Source organism: Escherichia sp. HH26CH (assembly GCF_009820205.1).
GTDB lineage: Bacteria > Pseudomonadota > Gammaproteobacteria > Enterobacterales > Enterobacteriaceae > Escherichia > Escherichia coli_F.
On sequence record NZ_VNXM01000013.1, the window covers coordinates 12,618 to 34,954 of the forward strand.

Consider the following 22,337-nt stretch of genomic DNA (forward strand, 5'->3'; position numbering starts at 1 on the left):
CATGGCTGAATTACTGTTAGGCGTCAACATTGACCATATTGCAACGCTGCGTAACGCACGTGGTACTGCTTACCCGGATCCGGTGCAGGCGGCGTTTATTGCTGAGCAGGCGGGGGCGGATGGCATTACCGTGCATCTACGTGAAGATCGTCGCCACATTACCGACCGCGACGTGCGCATCCTGCGTCAGACGCTGGATACCCGCATGAATCTGGAGATGGCGGTGACCGAAGAGATGCTGGCGATCGCCGTTGAAACAAAGCCGCATTTTTGCTGCCTGGTACCGGAAAAGCGTCAGGAAGTAACAACCGAAGGCGGCCTGGACGTCGCTGGACAGCGTGAAAAAATGCGCGATGCCTGCAAACGTCTGGCGGAGGCCGGGATCCTGGTTTCTCTGTTTATCGACGCCGATGAAGAGCAGATCAAAGCCGCGGCAGAGGTTGGCGCACCGTTCATCGAGATCCACACCGGTTGCTATGCTGATGCCAAAACTGACGCCGAACAGGCGCAAGAGCTGGCGCGTATCGCCAAAGCCGCGGCCTTTGCCGCAAGTCTCGGTCTGAAAGTTAACGCTGGTCACGGTCTGACCTATCACAACGTGAAAGCCATTGCCGCCATTCCTGAGATGCACGAACTGAATATCGGTCATGCCATTATTGGTCGTGCAGTGATGACCGGACTGAAAGATGCGGTGGCAGAAATGAAGCGTTTGATGCTGGAAGCGCGTGGCTAATGGCAATATTAGGTTTAGGTACGGATATTGTGGAGATCGCTCGCATTGAATCGGTGATCGCCCGATCCGGTGAGCGCCTGGCACGCCGCGTATTAAGCGATAACGAATGGGCAATCTGGAAAACGCACCACCAGCCGGTGCGTTTTCTGGCGAAACGCTTTGCCGTAAAAGAAGCCGCAGCAAAAGCGTTTGGCACCGGGATCCGCAATGGTCTGGCGTTTAATCAGTTTGAAGTATTCAACGATGAGCTCGGCAAACCACGGTTGCGGCTATGGGGTGAGGCGTTAAAACTGGCGGAAAAACTCGGCGTTGTAAATATGCATGTAACGCTGGCAGATGAGCGCCACTATGCTTGTGCCACGGTAATTATCGAAAGTTAAAATAATATCGTTCTCTTTAAAAAGTAAAACCCCCGAACTGGTAAGGAACGGGGGTTTTACTTTACAACTTTAATTTTGTGCAGCACACGATTCCAACAAAAATGATTATGGATCAATTTAGTTATCCTGTACAAGCAACTTGCAATCTTTAGCATAAAAACTCGAGCCTTTACGAAGAAATCGATATTGATGAAAAGATTAACGTGACCGCTTTTTGATAAGTACATTAGAATCGGCGTCGTTATTGGATATTTTGCTGTGTTCTACGCCATGCCACTGAATTCCCCCATTGAAACGAGTGGTGTCGTCAAAGCTCTGGTGTGGAGTGCGGCACTCGATTCCAATAACTCGCACGTTCAGTTTTGGGGAGATGTAAGGGCTAATCTGAACGGCTGCATTCCTTGTTTAAGGAAAAACGAATGACTGATTGCCGATACCTGATTAAACGGGTCATTAAAGTCGTCATTGCTGTTTTACAGCTGATCCTTCTGTTCTTGTAACACCAGGAAACGTACTTAAGGCGCGTCAGGTTAACCAGCCAGGCGCGCCTTTAATAATTAGACGTAAGTGTCGGCGTATATATTATCGGAATTCATTTAATGAATATATTCATTAATGACATCATGGAAATGAATATGTAACTTTCGCTTTTATACGAGCAAATAAGCAATATCCTGCTCATAGAGCAGAATATTAAATCTTATCCGCGTGGTGCATTAGCACAAATTTATCCCACAACTGTTCTTCCGTCTCGACATGTTGTGGATCCTTCACAATGGTATTGGGGATCGGGCACACCTTCTGGCAGGTGGGCGTCTCGTAGTGGCCTACGCATTCGGTACACTTATCGCTGTTAATCTCGTAGATATGTTCACCCATCGAAATCGCCTCATTCGGGCATTCGGGTTCACACATATCACAATTGATGCATTTTTTAGTGATTAACAGCGCCATAAGGAAACTCTCAAAACAACACAAACCGGGCGGGCATTATACGCGCATTCTTTACTCAAACCAGTTTTTTCACCAGCGCTTCACTATGACGAATACGTTCTGGTGCCAGCTCCAGATCCTGCTGAATCAGAGCAATGAACAGTAAATCCGTTAACATTCCCTGAGCGTGACAAGCAGAGATTGAAGCACTGTTTGTCGCTTGTTCTTCGGCAATGGTATACAGGCAATGAGAAGCACGCTGTTGCAGGGCATTGGGAGTAAAGCCGGTAATCGCCAGCACTTTTCCGCCCACTCGCAGCATCTCATCTGCCGCTAGGTTTAACTCGCGTCGTACACCGGTGTAGGAAATGGCTAATAACAGATCGTCAGGGGACGACGCCTGTACTGTAGCGAGTAGCGCATGCATATCGCGCACTGCGGCAGCATTGAAGCCAATCTTCATCAGCTTCCAGGCAAAGTTTTGCGCCACCAGACCCGAAGCGCCAATACCGGTCAGAATTATCCGCCGTGCAGAGCGCAACATTGTTACGCATTCATGCAGTTTCTCTTCACTATTAACATTTAGCGTTGCGTACATAGCGGCAGTATTTTCTTTAATCAGTTTTTCGCCGACCAGCCGTAACGGATCATCACCGCGGATTTGGTTATGAATGGGCACGGAGGGAGATTCCGGCTGGCTTGCCAGCGCTTCACTCAACGCCAACTTCAATGCCGGAAAACCTTTATAGCCGAGTTTTTGCGCGAACTTCACGACGCTGGACTGACTGACTCCGGCTTCGTTGGCCAGTTGCTGAGAGCTTAAATGGCGCGCCGTATCAGGTTGTAGTAGCAGATAGTCCGCCAGTTTTTTATCACTCTGGGCAAGCCCCTGGTAACGCTGACGGATACGAAGTAAGCCGTTCATATCTTTCCTCGCGATGAAATTATGGCGACAACAGGCAATATGAAACACACGCGAGTGAATTTTATATTCCATTGCTGCTAATTGCCATGAATTAAAAATTCCAGATAGCCATGATGCAGTCGATTGTTGCCGGAAAAGTGATGATCTATCTGTTAGGCTATGTAGTAGCGAAGATTAATCAGGATGTTTCAGTCCAGAGGAGTATGGTTTGGCAACTCACGAGCGTCGTGTGGTGTTTTTTGACTTAGATGGAACATTGCATCAGCAGGATATGTTCGGCAGTTTTTTGCGTTATTTACTGCGTCGCCAACCGCTGAATGCATTACTTGTCCTGCCGTTGTTGCCGGTCATTGCCATCGCGTTATTGATAAAAGGTCGTGCAGCACGCTGGCCGATGAGTCTGCTTCTTTGGGGATGCACTTTTGGTCACAGTGAAGCGCGCTTACAAGCGTTGCAGGCCGATTTTGTGCACTGGTTTCGCGACAATGTTACCGCTTTTCCGCTGGTTCAGGAGCGTTTGACTACCTACCTGTTAAGTTCCGATGCGGATATTTGGTTGATCACAGGATCTCCGCAGCCGCTGGTTGAAGCGGTTTATTTCGATACGCCCTGGCTGCCGCGGGTTAATCTTATCGCCAGCCAAATTCAGCGTGGCTATGGTGGTTGGGTATTGACGATGCGTTGTCTGGGACATGAAAAGGTCGCGCAACTGGAGCGCAAAATCGGCACGCCGCTGCGGCTGTACAGTGGCTATAGCGACAGTAATCAGGACAACCCGCTGCTTTATTTCTGCCAGCATCGCTGGCGGGTAACCCCGCGTGGTGAACTCCAGCAACTGGAATAGAGTAAAGCATAGCGTCCGTGTATAATGCGCCGCGCTTTTATAACCGGAGTTTTCTTTTTGTCTGAAGTCGAATTTAGCCACGAATACTGGATGCGTCACGCGCTGACGCTGGCGAAGCGTGCATGGGATGAGCGGGAAGTGCCGGTCGGCGCGGTATTAGTGCATAACAATCGGGTAATCGGCGAAGGCTGGAACCGTCCGATTGGTCGACATGATCCCACCGCGCATGCAGAAATCATGGCCCTGCGGCAGGGCGGTCTGGTGATGCAAAATTATCGTCTGATCGACGCCACGTTGTATGTCACGCTTGAGCCATGTGTGATGTGTGCCGGAGCAATGATCCACAGTCGTATTAGTCGCGTGGTCTTTGGTGCGCGTGATGCGAAAACGGGCGCTGCGGGATCTTTAATGGATGTGCTGCACCATCCGGGTATGAATCATCGAGTGGAAATAACGGAAGGAATACTGGCAGACGAGTGCGCGGCGTTGCTCAGTGACTTCTTTCGCATGCGCCGCCAGGAAATTAAAGCGCAGAAAAAAGCGCAATCCTCGACGGATTAATTTTGTTTCTCTTCACTCCCTTTCCTGGAAAACAGCAGAGAGGGAGAGTGGGTCAAATAGTTTGATGACGACTGGGAAAGAAACGAGAGAAAAGGAAATTTCTCTTTGCCCAGCTCAGTTGGCGATACTGCCGGATAATCCTGCGCCAGTTGCATCGCCTCTTCTGTAGCCTGCTTCTCTTTCTCTTGCAGATAACCCACCAGGCTAATCTGATACTTACGAATATTTTCGACATAAGCGTAGGCTTCATGCCCACGTGCGTAGCCGTAAGTCAGCTTGCTGTAATAGGGTTTCTGGCTAAGTAAAGGCAGGCGCTGTTTCACGTCAGCCCAACTGTCAGGATTACCTTTAGTTTTTGCCGTCAGGGCGCGGGCATCCAGCATATGCGCATAGCCCATATTGTACGCGGCGAGGGCAAACCAGATCCGTTCGTTCTCCGGCACACTTTCCGGCACTTTACTCATCATATCCTGCAAATAACGCACACCGCCGCTGATGCTCTGTTCGGCATCGGTACGATCCGTAATGCCGAGGCTTTGTGCGGTATTTTTGGTTAACATCATCATGCCACGCACACCCGTCGGGGAAGTGGCCTGTGCATCCCAGTGCGATTCCTGATAAGCAATAGCGGCCAGCAAACGCCAGTCAATTTCTTCGGCGTACTTCTCAAACAGCGGTTTCAACTGCGGCAGTACGGTATCGACGGCGCGTAAAAACGTGCGTGTATCGACGTAATCAAAATCATCGCCATGCCCCAGGTATTTCTCTTCAATGCGTGCCAGCGTGCCGTCTTCATTCATTTCGTTGAAGAAGTCGAGCAGAGCGGCAGAAAGGGTATTATCGCCATCTAATCGGCTAAACCAAGTCACCGGCTGTTCGTCGGTGATATCAAGCGCTACAGCGAGTTCCGGGTGAACGCGCTGAAACAGGCTGATGGCGACAGAATCAGCAATGGTGTAATCGAGTTTTCCTTCGATGACATCTTCCATTAATTCTGCTGAGCCTTTTTTGTCGTCTACCTTCCAGCTTAATTCCGGGAATTTTGTTTCTTTCAGGGTCTGGAGATCGTTAACCACCACATGGCCTGGTGCGATGGTAAGTTGCTCCGCTGTCAGATTGCCCAGCGTACGCGGGCGATACTGACCCACTTTATAAACCAGTTGTTGTGACACGGAATAGTAGGTAGGGCCAGGCTGATAGTTTTTTACCCGCTCACTGTTATAAACCAGTCCTGCAGCCAGCAGATCGGCGTTGCCGTTATCGAGGTCGTCAAACAGCTGGCTGATATTCTGCCGCACGGTCACTTTCAGTTTTACGCCGAGGTACTCGGCAAACTGTTTCGCCAGTTCGTAATCCAGGCCAAAAGGTTTCCCGTTGATTTCGTTATAAGTCAGTGGGGTATGAATAGTGCTCACACGCAACTCTCCCCGCGCTTGAATGGCGGCGATACGGTTGTCGGCTTTACCAAACCAGGGAATGGATGGCCAGAGAGCGACCGCGAGCAGCAGTGCCAGAATGCCGATGAACAGATAATTAATCTTTAATTTTTTCAATTAGTTAATTCTCTGTGTCGTGCGCATCCCAGCTTGAAAAAACGTAATAATAGTGAAAGGTTTACTCATAAATGAGCGGCATTTTGCGTAAACCAGCGCCAGTTGGCAACTTATTACAGCCATTGGCGGCACGCGTTGCTAATTCACGATGGTGATTTTATTTCCACGCAAACGGTTTCGTCAGCGCATCAGATTCTTTATAATGACGCCCGTTTCCCCCCCTTGGGTACACCGAAAGCTTAGAAGACGAGAGACTTATGATGGAAATTCTGCGTGGTTCGCCTGCATTGTCGGCATTCCGAATCAACAAACTGCTGGCACGTTTTCAGGCTGCCAGGCTCCCGGTTCACAATATTTACGCCGAGTATGTCCATTTTGCTGACCTCAATGCGCCGTTAAACGATGATGAGCACGCACAACTTGAACGCCTGCTGAAATATGGCCCGGCACTCGCCAGCCATGCCCCGCAAGGCAAACTCCTGCTGGTGACCCCGCGTCCTGGTACCATCTCTCCCTGGTCTTCGAAAGCGACCGATATCGCCCATAACTGCGGGCTGCAACAGGTAAACCGCCTTGAGCGCGGCGTTGCTTACTATATAGAAGCCGGTACGCTGACCCATGAACAATGGCAGCAGGTGACCGCTGAACTGCACGACCGCATGATGGAAACGGTCTTTTCTGCTTTAGATGATGCAGAGCAGCTGTTTGCACACCATCAACCGACTCCGGTCACCAGCGTTGATTTGCTGGGGCAGGGCCGTCAGGCGCTAATCGACGCTAACCTGCGTCTTGGCCTGGCACTGGCGGAAGATGAAATTGACTATCTGCAGGATGCATTCACAAAGCTGGGTCGTAACCCGAACGACATCGAGCTGTATATGTTCGCCCAGGCGAACTCTGAGCACTGCCGTCATAAAATTTTTAACGCCGACTGGATTATCGACGGTGAACAGCAACCGAAATCGCTGTTCAAGATGATCAAAAATACCTTCGAAACCACGCCGGATCACGTTCTTTCTGCTTATAAAGATAACGCCGCCGTGATGGAAGGTTCCGAAGTGGGCCGCTACTTTGCTGACCACGAAACGGGCCGCTACGACTTCCATCAGGAACCGGCGCATATCCTGATGAAAGTCGAAACCCACAACCACCCAACGGCGATTTCTCCGTGGCCGGGCGCAGCTACCGGTTCCGGCGGTGAAATCCGCGATGAAGGTGCCACCGGCCGCGGCGCGAAGCCGAAAGCTGGCCTGGTCGGTTTCTCCGTATCCAACCTGCGTATTCCTGGCTTTGAACAACCGTGGGAAGAAGATTTCGGTAAGCCTGAGCGCATTGTCACCGCGCTGGACATCATGACAGAAGGTCCGCTGGGCGGCGCGGCATTTAACAACGAATTTGGTCGTCCGGCACTGAACGGCTACTTCCGTACCTATGAAGAAAAAGTGAACAGCCACAACGGCGAAGAGCTGCGCGGGTATCACAAACCGATCATGCTGGCGGGTGGGATCGGCAACATTCGCGCCGATCACGTACAAAAAGGCGAGATCAACGTCGGTGCGAAACTGGTCGTTCTCGGCGGCCCGGCAATGAACATCGGTCTTGGCGGCGGCGCGGCCTCTTCCATGGCCTCCGGCCAGTCTGACGCGGATCTCGATTTCGCGTCCGTTCAGCGCGATAACCCGGAAATGGAACGTCGTTGCCAGGAAGTGATCGACCGCTGCTGGCAGCTTGGCGACGCGAACCCGATTCTGTTTATCCACGATGTCGGCGCGGGTGGCCTTTCTAATGCCATGCCGGAGCTGGTGAGCGACGGCGGGCGCGGCGGTAAATTTGAACTGCGCGATATCCTGAGCGACGAACCGGGCATGAGCCCGCTGGAAATCTGGTGTAACGAATCCCAGGAACGCTACGTGCTGGCCGTTGCTGCCGATCAGTTACCGCTGTTTGACGAACTGTGTAAGCGTGAGCGCGCACCGTACGCGGTGATTGGTGAGGCCACCGAAGAATTACATCTTTCTCTGCACGATCGTCATTTTGATAATCAACCCATCGATCTGCCGCTCGACGTACTACTTGGCAAAACGCCGAAGATGACCCGCGATGTGCAAACGCTGAAAGCGAAAGGCGACGCGCTGGCCCGTGAAGGGATCACCATCGCTGACGCGGTGAAACGTGTGTTACATCTGCCGACTGTGGCGGAGAAAACCTTTCTGGTGACCATCGGCGATCGCAGCGTAACCGGCATGGTGGCGCGCGATCAGATGGTGGGTCCGTGGCAGGTGCCGGTCGCTAACTGCGCAGTCACTACCGCCAGCCTCGACAGTTACTACGGTGAAGCGATGGCAATAGGCGAACGTGCGCCAGTTGCACTGCTGGATTTCGCCGCTTCTGCCCGCCTGGCGGTCGGTGAAGCGTTAACTAACATCGCCGCTACGCAGATTGGCGATATCAAACGCATCAAACTTTCCGCTAACTGGATGGCGGCAGCAGGTCATCCAGGTGAAGACGCGGGCCTGTATGAAGCCGTTAAAGCGGTGGGCGAAGAGCTTTGTCCGGCGCTGGGCCTGACGATTCCGGTGGGTAAAGACTCCATGTCGATGAAAACCCGCTGGCAGGAAGGTAGCGAAGAGCGCGAAATGACGTCGCCGCTGTCGCTGGTGATTTCTGCATTTGCCCGCGTGGAAGATGTGCGTCACACCATCACGCCGCAGCTTTCTACCGAAGATAACGCACTGCTGCTGATTGATCTGGGCAAAGGCAATAACGCGCTGGGCGCAACGGCGCTGGCGCAGGTTTATCGTCAGCTTGGCGACAAACCGGCAGATGTACGCGATGTCGCGCAACTGAAAGGCTTCTATGACGCGATTCAGGCGCTGGTTGCACAGCGTAAGCTGCTCGCGTATCACGACCGCTCTGACGGTGGCCTGCTGGTGACGCTGGCGGAAATGGCGTTTGCCGGTCATTGCGGTATTGAAGCGGATATCGCCACTCTGGGTGACGATCGCCTGGCGGCGTTGTTTAACGAAGAACTGGGTGCGGTGATTCAGGTTCGAGCCGCTGACCGTGAAGCAGTTGAAGCGGTACTGGCACAGCATGGGCTTGCTGATTGCGTCCATTATGTTGGGCAGGCGGTTTCCGGTGACCGTTTTGTAATTACCGCCAACGGGCAGACTGTATTCAGCGAAAGCCGCACCACGTTGCGTGTCTGGTGGGCAGAAACTACCTGGCAGATGCAGCGCCTGCGTGACAATCCGGAGTGTGCCGATCAGGAACATCAGGCGAAATCTAACGACGCCGATCCGGGCCTGAATGTGAAACTGTCGTTTGATATCAACGAAGATGTGGCAGCACCGTATATTGCCACTGGTGCGCGTCCGAAAGTTGCCGTGCTGCGTGAGCAGGGGGTGAACTCGCATGTTGAAATGGCGGCAGCTTTCCACCGTGCAGGCTTCGATGCAATCGATGTGCATATGAGCGACCTGCTGGCTGGACGCACGAGCCTGGAGGATTTCCACGCTCTGGTAGCGTGCGGCGGATTCTCCTACGGTGACGTGCTGGGGGCTGGTGAAGGTTGGGCGAAGTCTATCCTGTTCAATGACCGTGTACGCGATGAGTTTGCAACCTTCTTCCACCGTCCGCAAACGCTGGCGCTGGGGGTATGTAACGGTTGTCAGATGATGTCTAACCTACGCGAACTGATCCCAGGTAGCGAGTTGTGGCCACGTTTCGTGCGTAACACCTCCGATCGCTTTGAAGCGCGTTTCAGCCTGGTAGAAGTGACCCAAAGCCCGTCTCTGCTGTTGCAAGGGATGGTGGGTTCGCAGATGCCGATTGCTGTCTCTCACGGCGAAGGACGCGTGGAAGTGCGCGATGCGGCGCATCTGGCGGCACTGGAAAGCAAAGGGCTGGTGGCACTGCGCTATGTCGATAACTTCGGCAAAGTCACTGAAACCTACCCGGCTAACCCGAACGGTTCTCCGAATGGTATTACGGCGGTCACGACTGAAAGTGGTCGAGTCACCATTATGATGCCGCACCCGGAACGTGTTTTCCGTACTGTCAGTAACTCCTGGCATCCGGAAAACTGGGGCGAGGATGGCCCATGGATGCGTATTTTCCGCAATGCGCGTAAGCAGTTGGGGTAAGTCGTCAAACTATTGGTTTTGCTGCCCGGATGTGGCATTCACGCCGCATCCGGCATTAAACGCCGACCACTATCATAAGCTCCCAGCTCCGGGAGCTTTTTTTGTGTCTGTAAATCACGACAATGGGTGGTTTACTGTGTTGCTTTTTGGCGACATTTAATTGATTGATTTTATTTGGATCTAATAAATTTATCTTAAGGTGTCTCTTTTTAGCGACACAATGGCTGATTTACACCCAAATAGCGAAGAAGTCATAAATCCATCAAAACAACGTATAATCAGTACGTTACCAAACTATTTTATTTATTGGCACAGTTACTGCATAATAGTCATCAGTGGCTCATTCACCGACTTATGTCAGCCCCTTCGGGACGTGCTACATAAAATTCGAATGACGCACAACAAGGTGCCTGCCGTCCAACTTCTGATATCAGCTTAGCTATATCAACCCTCGGGCGAAACGTCGAGTTAGGCACCGCCTTATTCCATAACAAAGCCGGGTCATTCCCGGCTTTGTTGTATCTGAACTTCCCCTCGGTTAGCATCAGGCTATTCGCGTCTGACGAGAGTAACACCTTGAAACGCTGGCCCGTTTTTCCCCGCTCATTACGACAACTGGTAATGCTGGCATTTTTGCTGATTCTGCTACCCCTGTTGGTGCTGGCATGGCAAGCCTGGCAAAGCCTGAATGCGCTTAGCGATCAGGCGGCGCTGGTTAACCGCACTACGCTTATTGATGCCCGGCGCAGTGAAGCGATGACCAACGCGGCGCTGGAGATGGAGCGTAGCTACCGTCAGTATTGCGTGCTGGACGACCCAACTCTGGCGAAGGTTTATCAAAGCCAGCGCAAGCGTTACAGCGAAATGCTCGATGCCCACGCAGGCGTACTGCCGGACGATAAACTTTACCAGGCATTGCGTCAGGATTTGAACAATCTGGCTCAACTTCAGTGTAACAACAGCGGTCCCGATGCTGCTGCCGCCGCGCGTCTGGAAGCCTTTGCCAGTGCCAATACCGAAATGGTACAGGCCACGCGCACAGTGGTGTTCTCTCGCGGACAGCAGCTTCAGCGTGAAATCGCCGAACGTGGGCAATATTTTGGTTGGCAATCGCTGGTGTTATTTCTGGTAAGTCTGGTGATGGTACTGCTTTTCACGCGGATGATTATCGGCCCGGTGAAAAATATTGAACGGATGATCAACCGTCTGGGGGAAGGGCGTTCTCTGGGCAATAGCGTTTCGTTCAGTGGACCGAGTGAGTTACGCTCGGTTGGGCAACGTATTCTTTGGTTAAGTGAGCGCCTGTCATGGCTGGAATCCCAGCGCCATCAATTCTTAAGACATTTATCTCATGAATTAAAAACCCCGCTGGCGAGTATGCGCGAGGGCACTGAATTACTGGCTGACCAGGTTGTCGGGCCGCTTACGCCCGAGCAAAAAGAGGTGGTGAGCATCCTTGATAGCAGCAGCCGCAATTTGCAAAAACTGATCGAACAACTGCTTGATTACAACCGTAAACAGGCGGACGGTGCAGTGGAACTGGAGAGTGTAGAGTTAGCACCGCTGGTGGAAATGGTGGTTTCTGCTCATAGCCTGCCCGCACGGGCTAAAATGATGCATACCGACGTCGATCTCAAAGCAACTGCTTGCCTGGCGGAGCCAATGCTGCTGATGAGCGTACTGGATAATCTTTACTCCAATGCGGTGCACTACGGGGCTGAATCCGGTAACATTTGCCTTCGCAGCAGTTTACATGGCGCGCGGGTTTATATTGATGTCATCAATACAGGCACACCCATTCCGCAAGAGGAACGCGCCATGATCTTCGAACCCTTTTTTCAGGGAAGCCACCAGCGAAAAGGGGCGGTGAAGGGCAGCGGTCTGGGATTAAGCATTGCCAGGGATTGTATTCGCCGTATGCAGGGGGAACTGTATCTGGTCGACGAGAGCGGGCAAGAGGTTTGCTTCCGCATTGAATTACCGTCGTCGAAAAACACGAAATAATGTTAAGAGCCTATCCCATCAGGCTATTTTATTTGCCAGTTTGGCCTCGTGCAGTGCTCGAAATCCTTACGTACTACGTGTACGCTCCGGTTTCTCCGCGCTGTCCATGTCCAAACTGCCTGCAACAATTACGCCCACTGGGATAGGTTTTAAGTCTGGTGAATATGCGACACATTTTTCAACGATTATTGCCCCGACGGCTATGGCTGGCAGGGCTGCCATGTCTGGCATTGCTGGGTTGCGTGCAGAGTCACAATAAGCCAGCTATTGATGCGCCAGCAGAAGAAAAAATTCCGGTTTATCAACTGGCTGACTATCTTTCTACTGAATGCAGCGACATCTGGGCACTGCAAGGTAAGTCAACCGAAACCAATCCGCTTTACTGGCTGCGGGCGATGGATTGTGCTGAACGTTTAATGCCTGCGCAGTCGCGTCAGCAAGCCCGCCAATATGACGACGGCAGCTGGCAAAATATCTTCAAACAAGGGATTTTGCTCGCTGACGCCAAAATTACGCCTTATGAGCGCCGCCAGCTGGTCGCGCGCATTGATGCGTTAAGTACCGAGATCCCGGCACAGGTTCGCCCACTGTATCAACTGTGGCGCGACGGTCAGGCGCTGCAACTGCAACTGGCGGAAGAGCGCCAACGCTACAGCAAACTCCAGCAGTCCAGCGACAGCGAACTGGATACTTTGCGCCAGCAACATCACGTTCTACAGCAGCAACTGGAGCTCACCACCCGCAAGCTGGAAAATCTGACCGATATTGAACGTCAGCTCTCGACCCGCAAACCGGCTGGCAATTTCTCGCCGGATACGCCGCACGAGAGTGAAAAGCCCGCGCCATCTACCCATGAGGTCACTCCTGATGAGCCATAAACCTGCGCATTTATTACTGGTCGATGACGATCCAGGATTGCTGAAACTGCTTGGCCTGCGTCTGACCAGTGAAGGCTACAGCGTGGTCACGGCGGAAAGTGGAGCTGAAGGATTGCGGATACTGAATCGTGAAAAAGTAGATTTAGTCATCAGCGATCTGCGGATGGATGAAATGGATGGTATGCAACTGTTTGCTGAAATCCAGAAAGTGCAGCCAGGTATGCCAGTAATCATCCTCACCGCGCATGGCTCCATTCCCGATGCGGTTGCCGCGACACAGCAGGGCGTGTTCAGTTTCCTCACCAAGCCCGTCGATAAAGACGCGCTGTATCAGGCAATTGATGATGCGCTGGAACAATCCGCGCCAACCACCGACGAACGCTGGCGCGAGGCGATTGTCACCCGCAGCCCGCTGATGCTACGTTTGCTGGAACAGGCGAGGCTGGTGGCGCAGTCAGATGTTAGCGTTTTGATTAACGGTCAGAGCGGTACCGGGAAAGAGATTTTTGCCCAGGCGATCCACAACGCCAGCCCGCGCAACAGCAAACCGTTTATTGCTATTAACTGTGGCGCATTGCCCGAGCAATTGCTGGAGTCAGAGCTGTTTGGTCATGCGCGTGGCGCGTTTACTGGCGCTGTCAGCAATCGTGAAGGTTTATTCCAGGCGGCGGAAGGCGGTACGCTGTTTCTCGATGAGATTGGCGACATGCCCGCACCGTTGCAGGTCAAACTGCTACGCGTGTTGCAGGAGCGCAAAGTGCGCCCGCTGGGCAGCAACCGCGATATTGATATCGACGTGCGGATTATTTCCGCCACTCACCGTGACCTGCCAAAGGCGATGGCGCGCGGGGAATTCCGTGAAGATCTCTACTATCGCCTCAACGTTGTCAGTCTGAAAATTCCGGCATTGGCGGAGCGCACAGAAGACATTCCGCTACTGGCAAACCACTTATTGCGCCAGGCGGCAGAGCGACATAAACCGTTTGTCCGCGCATTCTCCACCGATGCAATGAAACGACTGATGACCGCGAGCTGGCCGGGTAATGTGCGCCAGTTGGTCAACGTGATTGAACAATGCGTGGCGCTAACATCATCTCCGGTGATTAGTGATGCGTTAGTCGAGCAGGCGCTGGAGGGCGAAAATACGGCTCTGCCAACCTTTGTTGAGGCGCGTAATCAGTTTGAACTCAACTACTTGCGTAAGCTGCTGCAAATCACCAAAGGTAATGTCACCCACGCGGCGAGAATGGCGGGGCGCAACCGGACAGAATTTTATAAACTGCTTTCCCGACACGAGCTGGATGCAAACGATTTCAAGGAATGAATCGGCGTTATGTGTTACGTTTAGCAGATCAAAAGACAGGCGACCTTTTCAAGGAATAGCATGAAAAAGATTGATGCGATTATTAAACCCTTCAAGCTGGACGATGTCCGCGAAGCACTGGCTGAAGTCGGCATTACCGGCATGACGGTCACCGAGGTGAAAGGTTTTGGCCGCCAGAAAGGCCATACCGAGCTGTATCGCGGCGCGGAGTATATGGTGGATTTTCTGCCGAAGGTAAAAATTGAGATTGTCGTGCCGGACGACATTGTCGATATCTGCGTAGATACGATTATTCGCACGGCGCAAACCGGCAAAATCGGTGACGGTAAAATTTTCGTCTTTGACGTGGCACGGGTCATTCGTATCCGTACTGGCGAAGAGGACGACGCGGCAATTTAAACCGCGTCAGGGTTGCCGGATGTCTCCATCCGGCAACCTCAAATCACAGCACTTTATGCGGGCCAAAGCATTCGTAATGAATGTTTTCCTGTTTCACACCCAGGTCCACTAACTGTTTCGCGGCAAACTGCATGAAGCCAACCGGGCCGCAGAGATAGAACTGCATTGTCGGATCGCTGAACGCACCTTCCAGTTTGCTCAAATCCATCAGACCTTCACTATCAAACTGACCTTTAGCGCGATCGGCTTCGCTCGGCTGACGATACCAGGTGTGCGCAGTAAAGCGCGGTAGTGCTTGTCCCAGTTCCTTAACTTCATCGGCAAAGGCGTGAACATCGCCATTTTCTGCCGCATGGAACCAGTTCACTTGTGCTGTGTGGCCTGCTTTTGCCAGCGTGTCGAGCATTGCCAGCATTGGTGTTTGACCGACACCGGCAGAGATTAACGTCACCGGCGTGTCATCTGCGATAGCCATAAAGAAATCACCTGCCGGAGCGACCAGTTTCACAACATCGCCAACGTTGGCGTGATTGTGCAGCCAGTTGGATACTTGCCCGCCATCTTCGCGTTTCACCGCAATACGATAGCCTTTGCCATCAGGTTTACGGGTCAAAGAGTACTGACGAATCTCCTGATGCGGGAAACCTTCCGGCTTCAGCCAGACGCCGAGATATTGCCCCGGACGGTATTCCGCCACTGCACCGCCGTCCACCGGCTCAAGTTCGAAGCTGGTGATCAATGCGCTGCGCGGTGTTTTAGCTACAATGCGGAAATCGCGAGTACCTTCCCAGCCACCGGCTTTGCTGGCGTTTTCGTTATAGATTTCTGCCTCGCGATTGATAAATACATTAGCCAGTACGCCATAGGCTTTACCCCACGCGTCCAGCACTTCCTGGCCCGGACTGAACATTTCGTCCAGCGTCGCCAACAGGTGTTCACCGACGATATTGTATTGTTCCGGTTTGATCTGGAAGCTGGTGTGTTTCTGAGCGATTTTTTCAACCGCTGGCAGCAGCGCAGGCAGGTTTTCGATATTGCTGGCGTAGGCGGCAATGGCGTTAAACAAGGCTTCACGTTGATCGCCATTACGCTGGTTACTCATGTTAAAAATTTCTTTGAGTTCTGGGTTATGAGTAAACATACGGTCGTAGAAATGGGCGGTTAACTTTGGCCCTGTTTCCACCAGTAAAGGGATGGTGGCTTTTACTGTAGCGATGGTTTGAGCGTCAAGCATATGGTCTTCCTTTTTTTGCATCTTAATTGATGTATCTCAAATGCATCTTATAAAAAATAGCCCTGCAATGTAAATGGTTCTTTGGTGTTTTTCATGAAGAATGTGATGAAGTGAAAAATTTGCATCACAAACCTGAAAAGAAATCCGTTTACGGTTGCAAGCTCTTTATTCTCCAAAGCCTTGCGCAGCCTGAAGGTAATCGTTTGCGTAAATTCCTTTGTCAAGACCTGTTATCGCACAATGATTCGGTTATACTGTTCGCCGTTGTCCAACAGGACCGCCTATAAAGGCCGAAAATTTTATTGTTAGCTGAGTCAGGAGATGCGGATGTTAAAGCGTGAAATGAACATTGCCGATTATGATGCCGAACTGTGGCAGGCTATGGAGCAGGAAAAAGTACGTCAGGAAGAGCACATCGAACTGATCGCCTCCGAAAACTACACCAGCCCGCGCGTAATGCAGGCGCAGGGTTCTCAGCTGACCAACAAATATGCTGAAGGTTATCCGGGCAAACGCTACTACGGCGGTTGCGAGTATGTTGATATCGTTGAACAACTGGCGATCGATCGCGCGAAAGAACTGTTCGGCGCTGACTACGCTAACGTCCAGCCGCACTCCGGCTCCCAGGCGAACTTTGCGGTCTACACCGCGCTGCTGGAACCCGGCGACACCGTTCTGGGTATGAACCTGGCGCATGGCGGTCACCTGACTCACGGTTCTCCGGTTAACTTCTCCGGTAAACTGTACAACATCGTTCCTTACGGTATCGATGCTACCGGTCATATCGACTACGCCGATCTGGAAAAACAAGCCAAAGAACACAAGCCGAAAATGATCATCGGTGGCTTCTCTGCATATTCCGGCGTGGTTGACTGGGCGAAAATGCGTGAAATCGCTGACAGCATCGGTGCTTACCTGTTCGTTGATATGGCGCACGTTGCGGGACTGGTCGCTGCTGGCGTCTACCCGAACCCGGTTCCTCATGCTCACGTAGTGACTACCACCACTCACAAAACCCTGGCGGGTCCGCGCGGCGGCCTGATCCTGGCGAAAGGCGGTAGCGAAGAACTGTACAAAAAACTGAACTCTGCCGTTTTCCCTGGTGGTCAGGGCGGCCCGTTGATGCACGTAATCGCTGGTAAAGCGGTTGCTCTGAAAGAAGCGATGGAACCTGAGTTCAAAACTTACCAACAGCAGGTCGCGAAAAACGCTAAAGCGATGGTAGAAGTATTCCTGGAGCGCGGCTACAAAGTGGTTTCCGGCGGTACTGATAACCACCTGTTCCTGGTTGATCTGGTTGATAAAAACCTGACCGGTAAAGAAGCTGACGCCGCTCTGGGCCGTGCTAACATCACCGTCAACAAAAACAGCGTACCGAACGATCCGAAGAGCCCGTTTGTGACTTCCGGTATTCGTGTAGGTACTCCAGCGATTACCCGTCGTGGCTTTAAAGAAGCCGAAGCGAAAGAACTGGCTGGCTGGATGTGTGACGTGCTGGACAGCATCAATGATGAAGCGGTTATCGAGCGCATCAAAGGCAAAGTTCTCGATATCTGCGCACGTTACCCGGTTTACGCATAAGCGAAACGGTGATTTGCTGACAATGTGCTCGTTGTTCATGCCGGATGCGGCGTGAACGCCTTATCAGGCCTACAAATTCTTGCAAATTCAATATATTGCAATCTCCGTGTAGGCCTGATAAGCGTAGCGCATCAGGCAATTTTTCGTTTGTGATCATCAAGGCTTTCTTCGGGAAGCCTTGTTACGTTATCGCGCCATCAAATCTGTCGTAACTGCGCCTCAACATACAAATAGCCAATCCCCAGCACCTGTTGTGCGCGGCTTAATTGCCCAAAGCCAATTTGCGTCGCTTTCACGCTCGGTCCTTCGTCACGGTCGAACGGGTTAAATCCTGTCTGGCGAATAATGGAATTAAGCCAGTTCTCACCAAAGGCGCAGCTGCGACCATACAGCCAAATCTGATTAATATTGAGGATATTGAGGAAGTTATACAGACTCAAACCAATGGCGTTGGCACTGCGGTCAACCCAGCTGGTGATCCACGGCTCTCCACTCTGCCAGGCAGCGATTAATTGTGCGGTTGTCAATTTTTCAGGATCAAGCTGAGTATTCACCGGTTGTGATTTTAGCCATACTCGCGCCTGTTTTTTTAATGCGCTTAACGAGGCGACGGTTTCCAGGCAGCCATAACGTCCACAGTCGCAGGCGACGCCATCCGGATTAACGATGGTGTGACCAATCTGTCCGCTACCATACAAACTGCCGCGATAAATTTGCTCGTTGATCACGAACGACGAGCCAATACCGTAATCAACGTTGATCACGCAGAAATCCCGTCCTTGCGAATTATTTTGCCATTTCTCCGCCAGCGCCAGCATCACGCAGTCATTATCGACCATCACCCGAATGCCCAGCTTCTCTTCCAGCAGATACTTCACCTCAACCGGCGTTGTCCACGGCGCTTGCGGCATGGTTTGCGACACGCCAGTCACTGGATCAACCTGACCGTGGATTGCCAGCGCCAGGTTGATAGTACGGTCCGGCCACAGTTTATGATGACGATGCCAGCATTTTTCGATTTCGGACAACAGAGCCTGCGGTGTCGGTGCATCAATCTGAAAATACTCAAATTCGCCTTTCGGACTTAAACAGGCATTAGCGACCTGACACTCAATGCTGGTGGGCGTTACGTTCAGGCACAGCGTCCAGTCACCTTCCGGCGCGATCAGCCATGTACCGCTACTGTGCCCGCGCGTCTGGCTTTCATCGTCGATATTCACCACCCGTTTTTCGCTTTCCAGCTCCTGCAAAATATTACTGACCGCTGGAATTGAAATTTGCGCCAGCCGGGCCAGCGTTGATTTATTGGCGCGCTTTTGCCGGTACAGCAGTTCCAGAATCACGCATTTGTTATGGTGGCGGATCTGTTGATTGTTAATGCAGGCTCTCATATTCACTAAACCTTGTTTAGTTAATTGCGTGATTATTCCGCGAAAACATTGCCAGATTGTTCAATACACTGCCACAAATCTTTTAATTCAGTATGTCTTGTTAATATTGAGGGCACCATGACTCCAGTAAAAGTGTGGCAAGAGCGCGTTGAGATCCCGACTTATGAAACCGGGCCGCAGGATATACACCCTATGTTCCTGGAAAATCGCGTTTATCAGGGATCGTCCGGCGCGGTTTATCCCTACGGCGTGACCGATACGCTGAGCGAGCAGAAAGTCCTGAAATCCTGGCAAGCGGTGTGGCTGGAAAACGACTATATCAAAGTGATGATCCTGCCGGAGCTGGGCGGTCGGGTGCATCGCGCTTGGGATAAAGTGAAACAGCGCGATTTTGTCTATCACAATGAGGTGATTAAACCGGCGCTGGTAGGGCTATTGGGGCCGTGGATTTCGGGCGGGATTGAGTTTAACTGGCCACAACACCATCGCCCAACCACCTTTATGCCCGTTGATTTCACCCTCGAAGCCCATGAAGACGGCGCACAGACGGTGTGGGTCGGCGAAACGGAGCCGATGCACGGTTTACAGGTGATGACCGGTTTCACACTACGCCCTGACCGGGCGGCGCTGGAAATCGCCAGCCGCGTCTATAACGGCAATGCCACGCCGCGTCATTTCTTGTGGTGGGCCAACCCGGCAGTGAAAGGTGGCGAAGGGCATCAGAGCGTTTTCCCGCCGGATGTAACGGCGGTGTTTGATCACGGCAAACGGGCTGTTTCAGCTTTCCCTATCGCTACCGGCACTTACTACAAAGTGGACTACTCCGCCGGAGTGGATATTTCTCGCTATAAAAATGTGCCAGTGCCGACTTCGTATATGGCCGAAAAATCGCAGTACGATTTTGTTGGCGCATGGTGTCACGATGAAGATGGCGGTTTGCTACACGTTGCCAACCACCACATCGCGCCAGGTAAAAAACAGTGGAGCTGGGGACACAGTGAATTCGGCCAGGCGTGGGATAAGAGCCTGACCGACAATAACGGCCCGTATATCGAACTGATGACGGGTATTTTTGCCGATAACCAGCCCGATTTTACCTGGCTTGATGCTTACGAAGAGAAGCGTTTCGAGCAGTATTTCCTGCCTTATCATTCTCTGGGCATGGTGCAAAACGCCTCCCGCGATGCGGTGATTAAACTCCAGCGTAGCGAGCGGGGGATTGAGTGGGGGCTGTATGCCATCTCTCCGTTGAACGGATACCGGCTGGCGATCCGCGAAATCGGCAGATGCAACGCGTTGCTCGACGATGCTGTGGCTCTGACGCCAGCGAACGCCATTCAGGGCGTGTTGCATGGTATCAATCCTGACAGACTAACCATTGAACTCTCCGATGCTGACGGCAATATCGTACTGAGTTATCAGGAACATCAGCCGCAAGAGTTGCCGTTGCCGGACGTCGCCAAAGCGCCACTGGCAGCACAAGAGATTACCAGTACAGATGAAGCCTGGTTTATCGGTCAGCATCTGGAGCAATATCATCATGCCAGCCGTTCCCCCTTCGATTACTACCTGCGCGGCGTGGCGCTGGACCCGCTGGATTATCGCTGTAACCTGGCGTTGGCGATGCTGGAATATAACCGCGCCGACTTCCCGCAAACGGTGGCGTATGCCACTCAGGCGCTGAAACGCGCACATGCGTTGAACAAAAACCCGCAGTGCGGACAGGCGAGTTTAATTCGCGCCAGTGCTTACGAACGTCAGGGGCAATATCAACAAGCCGAAGAGGATTTCTGGCGTGCGGTCTGGAGCGGAAACAGTAAAGCCGGTGGCTATTATGGTCTGGCACGGCTGGCGGCGCGTAATGGTCACTTCGACGCGGGTCTGGATTTTTGCCAACAAAGTCTTCGCGCCTGCCCAACCAATCAGGAAGTGCTTTGCCTGCATAACCTGCTGCTGGTGTTAAGTGGTCGTCAGGACAACGCGCGTTTGCAGCGAGAGAAGTTGCTGCGTGATTATCCGCTGAACGCCACTCTGTGGTGGCTGAACTGGTTCGATGGTTGTAGCGAATCTGCCCTCGTACAGTGGCGAGGTCTGTGTCAGGGACGCGACGTTAACGCCCTGATGACCGCCGGGCAACTGATTAACTGGGGCATGCCCGCTCTGGCGGCAGAGATGCTGAACGCACTGGACTGTCAGCGCACGCTACCGCTTTACCTGCAAGCCAGTTTGCTGCCAAAAGCTGAACGCGGAGAACTGGTCGCAAAAGCTATTGATGTCTTCCCGCAGTTTGTCCGTTTCCCTAATACGCTGGAAGAAGTGGCGGCGCTGGAGAGTATCGAAGAGTGCTGGTTTGCCCGGCATTTACTGGCCTGTTTCTACTACAACAAGCGCAGTTACAACAAAGCCATTGCCTTATGGCAGCGTTGCGTTGAGATGTCGCCGGAGTTTGCCGACGGATGGCGTGGGCTGGCAATCCATGCGTGGAATAAGCAGCATGATTATGAACTGGCTGCGCGTTATCTTGATAATGCTTATCAACTTGCGCCGCAGGATGCACGTTTGCTATTCGAACGGGATTTGCTGGATAAGTTAACCGGTGCTGCACCAGAAAAACGTCTGGCGCGTCTGGAAGCTAATCTGGAAATCGCCCTGAAGCGTGATGACATGACCGCAGAATTGCTCAATTTGTGGCATCTCACTGGTCAGGCCGACAAAGCGGCAGAGATTCTCGCCACGCGTAAATTCCATCCGTGGGAAGGCGGAGAAGGGAAAGTCACCAGTCAGTTTATCCTCAACCAGTTGTTACGCGCCTGGCAATACCTTGATGCCAGACAACCGCAGCAGGCCAGCGAACTGCTTCATGCCGCGCTGCACTATCCGGAGAATTTAAGCGAAGGCCGTTTACCGGGGCAAACTGACAACGACATCTGGTTCTGGCAGGCGATATGTGCCAAAGCCCAGGGCGATGAAACTGCAGCGACGCGTTGTTTACGTCTGGCGGCGACGGGTGATCGCACTATTAACATCCACAGTTATTACAACGATCAACCGGTTGATTATCTCTTCTGGCAAGGGATGGCGCTGCGATTACTGGGCGAACAACAAACCGCACAGCAACTGTTTATTGAAATGAAACAGTGGGCGCAAGAGATGGCAAAAACCAGTATCGAAGCGGATTTCTTTGCCGTCTCGCAGCCTGACTTGTTGTCGCTGTATGGCGATTTACAACAGCAGCATAAAGAAAAATGCCTGATGGTGGCGATGCTGGCGGCCGCGGGATTAGGCGAGATTGCGCAATACGAATCTGCTCGCGCTGAATTGACGGCGATTAATCCGGCCTGGCCGAAAGCGCCATTATTCACCACCGTGATGCCTTTTATTTTTAACCGCGTTCACTAAACCTTATTAACTGTAATATTTGAGCGGCACGCGCTGCCGCTCACGCTCAAATA

General features: G+C 52.3%; 17 protein-coding genes. 12 read left to right on the top strand and 5 right to left on the bottom strand.

The window, feature by feature from the left end:
- Window position 1 precedes the first annotated feature (1 nt).
- The 3 genes from pdxJ to shoB all read left to right on the top strand — a co-directional run bounded on the left by pdxJ (window position 2) and on the right by shoB (window position 1,613).
- A complete protein-coding gene (gene pdxJ / locus FQ015_RS04935) occupies window positions 2-733 on the top strand; it encodes a pyridoxine 5'-phosphate synthase (RefSeq protein WP_032303577.1) in 732 nt (243 codons plus the stop codon).
- The gene (acpS, locus tag FQ015_RS04940; protein ID WP_000986047.1) at window positions 733-1,113 is read left to right on the top strand and encodes a holo-ACP synthase; all 381 of its coding nucleotides are present in this window, start codon (window positions 733-735) and stop codon (window positions 1,111-1,113) included. The genes pdxJ and acpS overlap by 1 nt, the downstream gene beginning before the upstream one ends.
- Before the next feature lie 419 nt (window positions 1,114-1,532).
- Complete coding sequence (shoB, locus tag FQ015_RS04945) at window positions 1,533-1,613, top strand: type I toxin-antitoxin system toxin ShoB (RefSeq protein WP_000128779.1); 81 nt, start codon at window positions 1,533-1,535, stop codon at window positions 1,611-1,613.
- A 193-nt stretch (window positions 1,614-1,806) separates the two neighbouring features.
- Here the strand turns inward: shoB and yfhL are convergent, their stop codons facing one another.
- Both yfhL and FQ015_RS04955 read right to left on the bottom strand, forming a co-directional pair.
- A complete protein-coding gene (gene yfhL, locus FQ015_RS04950; protein ID WP_001196297.1) occupies window positions 1,807-2,067 on the bottom strand; it encodes a 4Fe-4S dicluster ferredoxin YfhL in 261 nt (86 codons plus the stop codon).
- A 55-nt stretch (window positions 2,068-2,122) separates the two neighbouring features.
- Window positions 2,123-2,971, bottom strand: coding sequence for a MurR/RpiR family transcriptional regulator (locus tag FQ015_RS04955; RefSeq protein ID WP_001013779.1), 849 nt, complete (start codon window positions 2,969-2,971; stop codon window positions 2,123-2,125).
- A gap of 208 nt (window positions 2,972-3,179) precedes the next feature.
- On the opposite strand from FQ015_RS04955, the gene yfhb reads away from it, so the two are divergent.
- Both yfhb and tadA read left to right on the top strand, forming a co-directional pair.
- Window positions 3,180-3,815: a phosphatidylglycerophosphatase C gene (yfhb, locus tag FQ015_RS04960; protein WP_000190661.1), complete on the top strand. Its 636-nt coding sequence runs from the start codon at window positions 3,180-3,182 to the stop codon at window positions 3,813-3,815.
- Between the two features lie 57 nt (window positions 3,816-3,872).
- A complete protein-coding gene (gene tadA, locus FQ015_RS04965) occupies window positions 3,873-4,376 on the top strand; it encodes a tRNA adenosine(34) deaminase TadA (RefSeq protein ID WP_001353025.1) in 504 nt (167 codons plus the stop codon).
- Here tadA and mltF read toward each other — a convergent pair.
- Window positions 4,373-5,929 carry a membrane-bound lytic murein transglycosylase MltF gene (gene mltF / locus FQ015_RS04970; protein WP_160523783.1) on the bottom strand — a complete coding sequence of 519 codons (1,557 nt, stop codon included), beginning with the start codon at window positions 5,927-5,929 and terminating at the stop codon, window positions 4,373-4,375. The two genes, tadA and mltF, sit on opposite strands and share 4 nt — an antisense overlap.
- A 257-nt stretch (window positions 5,930-6,186) precedes the next feature.
- Here mltF and purL point away from each other — a divergent pair, with 257 nt between their 5' ends.
- From purL to glnB, 5 genes are all read left to right on the top strand, one after another.
- Window positions 6,187-10,074 (top strand): phosphoribosylformylglycinamidine synthase, encoded by a 3,888-nt coding sequence (purL, locus tag FQ015_RS04975; protein ID WP_160523784.1) that lies wholly within the window; start codon window positions 6,187-6,189, stop codon window positions 10,072-10,074.
- Window positions 10,075-10,650: 576 nt separating this feature from the next.
- Complete coding sequence (gene qseE / locus FQ015_RS04980; RefSeq protein ID WP_001353026.1) at window positions 10,651-12,078, top strand: two component system sensor histidine kinase QseE/GlrK; 1,428 nt, start codon at window positions 10,651-10,653, stop codon at window positions 12,076-12,078.
- A 164-nt stretch (window positions 12,079-12,242) separates the two neighbouring features.
- Window positions 12,243-12,956 (top strand): two-component system QseEF-associated lipoprotein QseG, encoded by a 714-nt coding sequence (gene qseG, locus FQ015_RS04985; RefSeq protein ID WP_001215870.1) that lies wholly within the window; start codon window positions 12,243-12,245, stop codon window positions 12,954-12,956.
- Window positions 12,946-14,280, top strand: coding sequence for a two-component system response regulator GlrR (glrR, locus tag FQ015_RS04990; protein ID WP_001353028.1), 1,335 nt, complete (start codon window positions 12,946-12,948; stop codon window positions 14,278-14,280). Before qseG ends, glrR begins: the two co-directional genes overlap by 11 nt.
- 60 nt (window positions 14,281-14,340) lie before the next feature.
- Complete coding sequence (gene glnB / locus FQ015_RS04995) at window positions 14,341-14,679, top strand: nitrogen regulatory protein P-II (protein ID WP_000717691.1); 339 nt, start codon at window positions 14,341-14,343, stop codon at window positions 14,677-14,679.
- Between the two features lie 43 nt (window positions 14,680-14,722).
- On the opposite strand, the gene hmpA is transcribed toward glnB, so the two are convergent.
- A complete protein-coding gene (gene hmpA / locus FQ015_RS05000; RefSeq protein ID WP_039020973.1) occupies window positions 14,723-15,913 on the bottom strand; it encodes an NO-inducible flavohemoprotein in 1,191 nt (396 codons plus the stop codon).
- A 327-nt stretch (window positions 15,914-16,240) separates the two neighbouring features.
- Here hmpA and glyA point away from each other — a divergent pair, with 327 nt between their 5' ends.
- Window positions 16,241-17,494, top strand: a complete 1,254-nt coding sequence (gene glyA, locus FQ015_RS05005) for a serine hydroxymethyltransferase (RefSeq protein WP_000919159.1) — start codon at window positions 16,241-16,243, stop codon at window positions 17,492-17,494.
- 197 nt (window positions 17,495-17,691) lie between these two features.
- On the opposite strand, the gene FQ015_RS05010 is transcribed toward glyA, so the two are convergent.
- Window positions 17,692-18,885, bottom strand: a complete 1,194-nt coding sequence (locus FQ015_RS05010; protein WP_039020972.1) for an ROK family protein — start codon at window positions 18,883-18,885, stop codon at window positions 17,692-17,694.
- Window positions 18,886-19,002: 117 nt separating this feature from the next.
- Between FQ015_RS05010 and FQ015_RS05015 the strand changes: the two genes are divergently transcribed.
- Window positions 19,003-22,284 carry a DUF5107 domain-containing protein gene (locus FQ015_RS05015; RefSeq protein WP_039020971.1) on the top strand — a complete coding sequence of 1,094 codons (3,282 nt, stop codon included), beginning with the start codon at window positions 19,003-19,005 and terminating at the stop codon, window positions 22,282-22,284.
- Window positions 22,285-22,337: the final 53 nt, after the last annotated feature.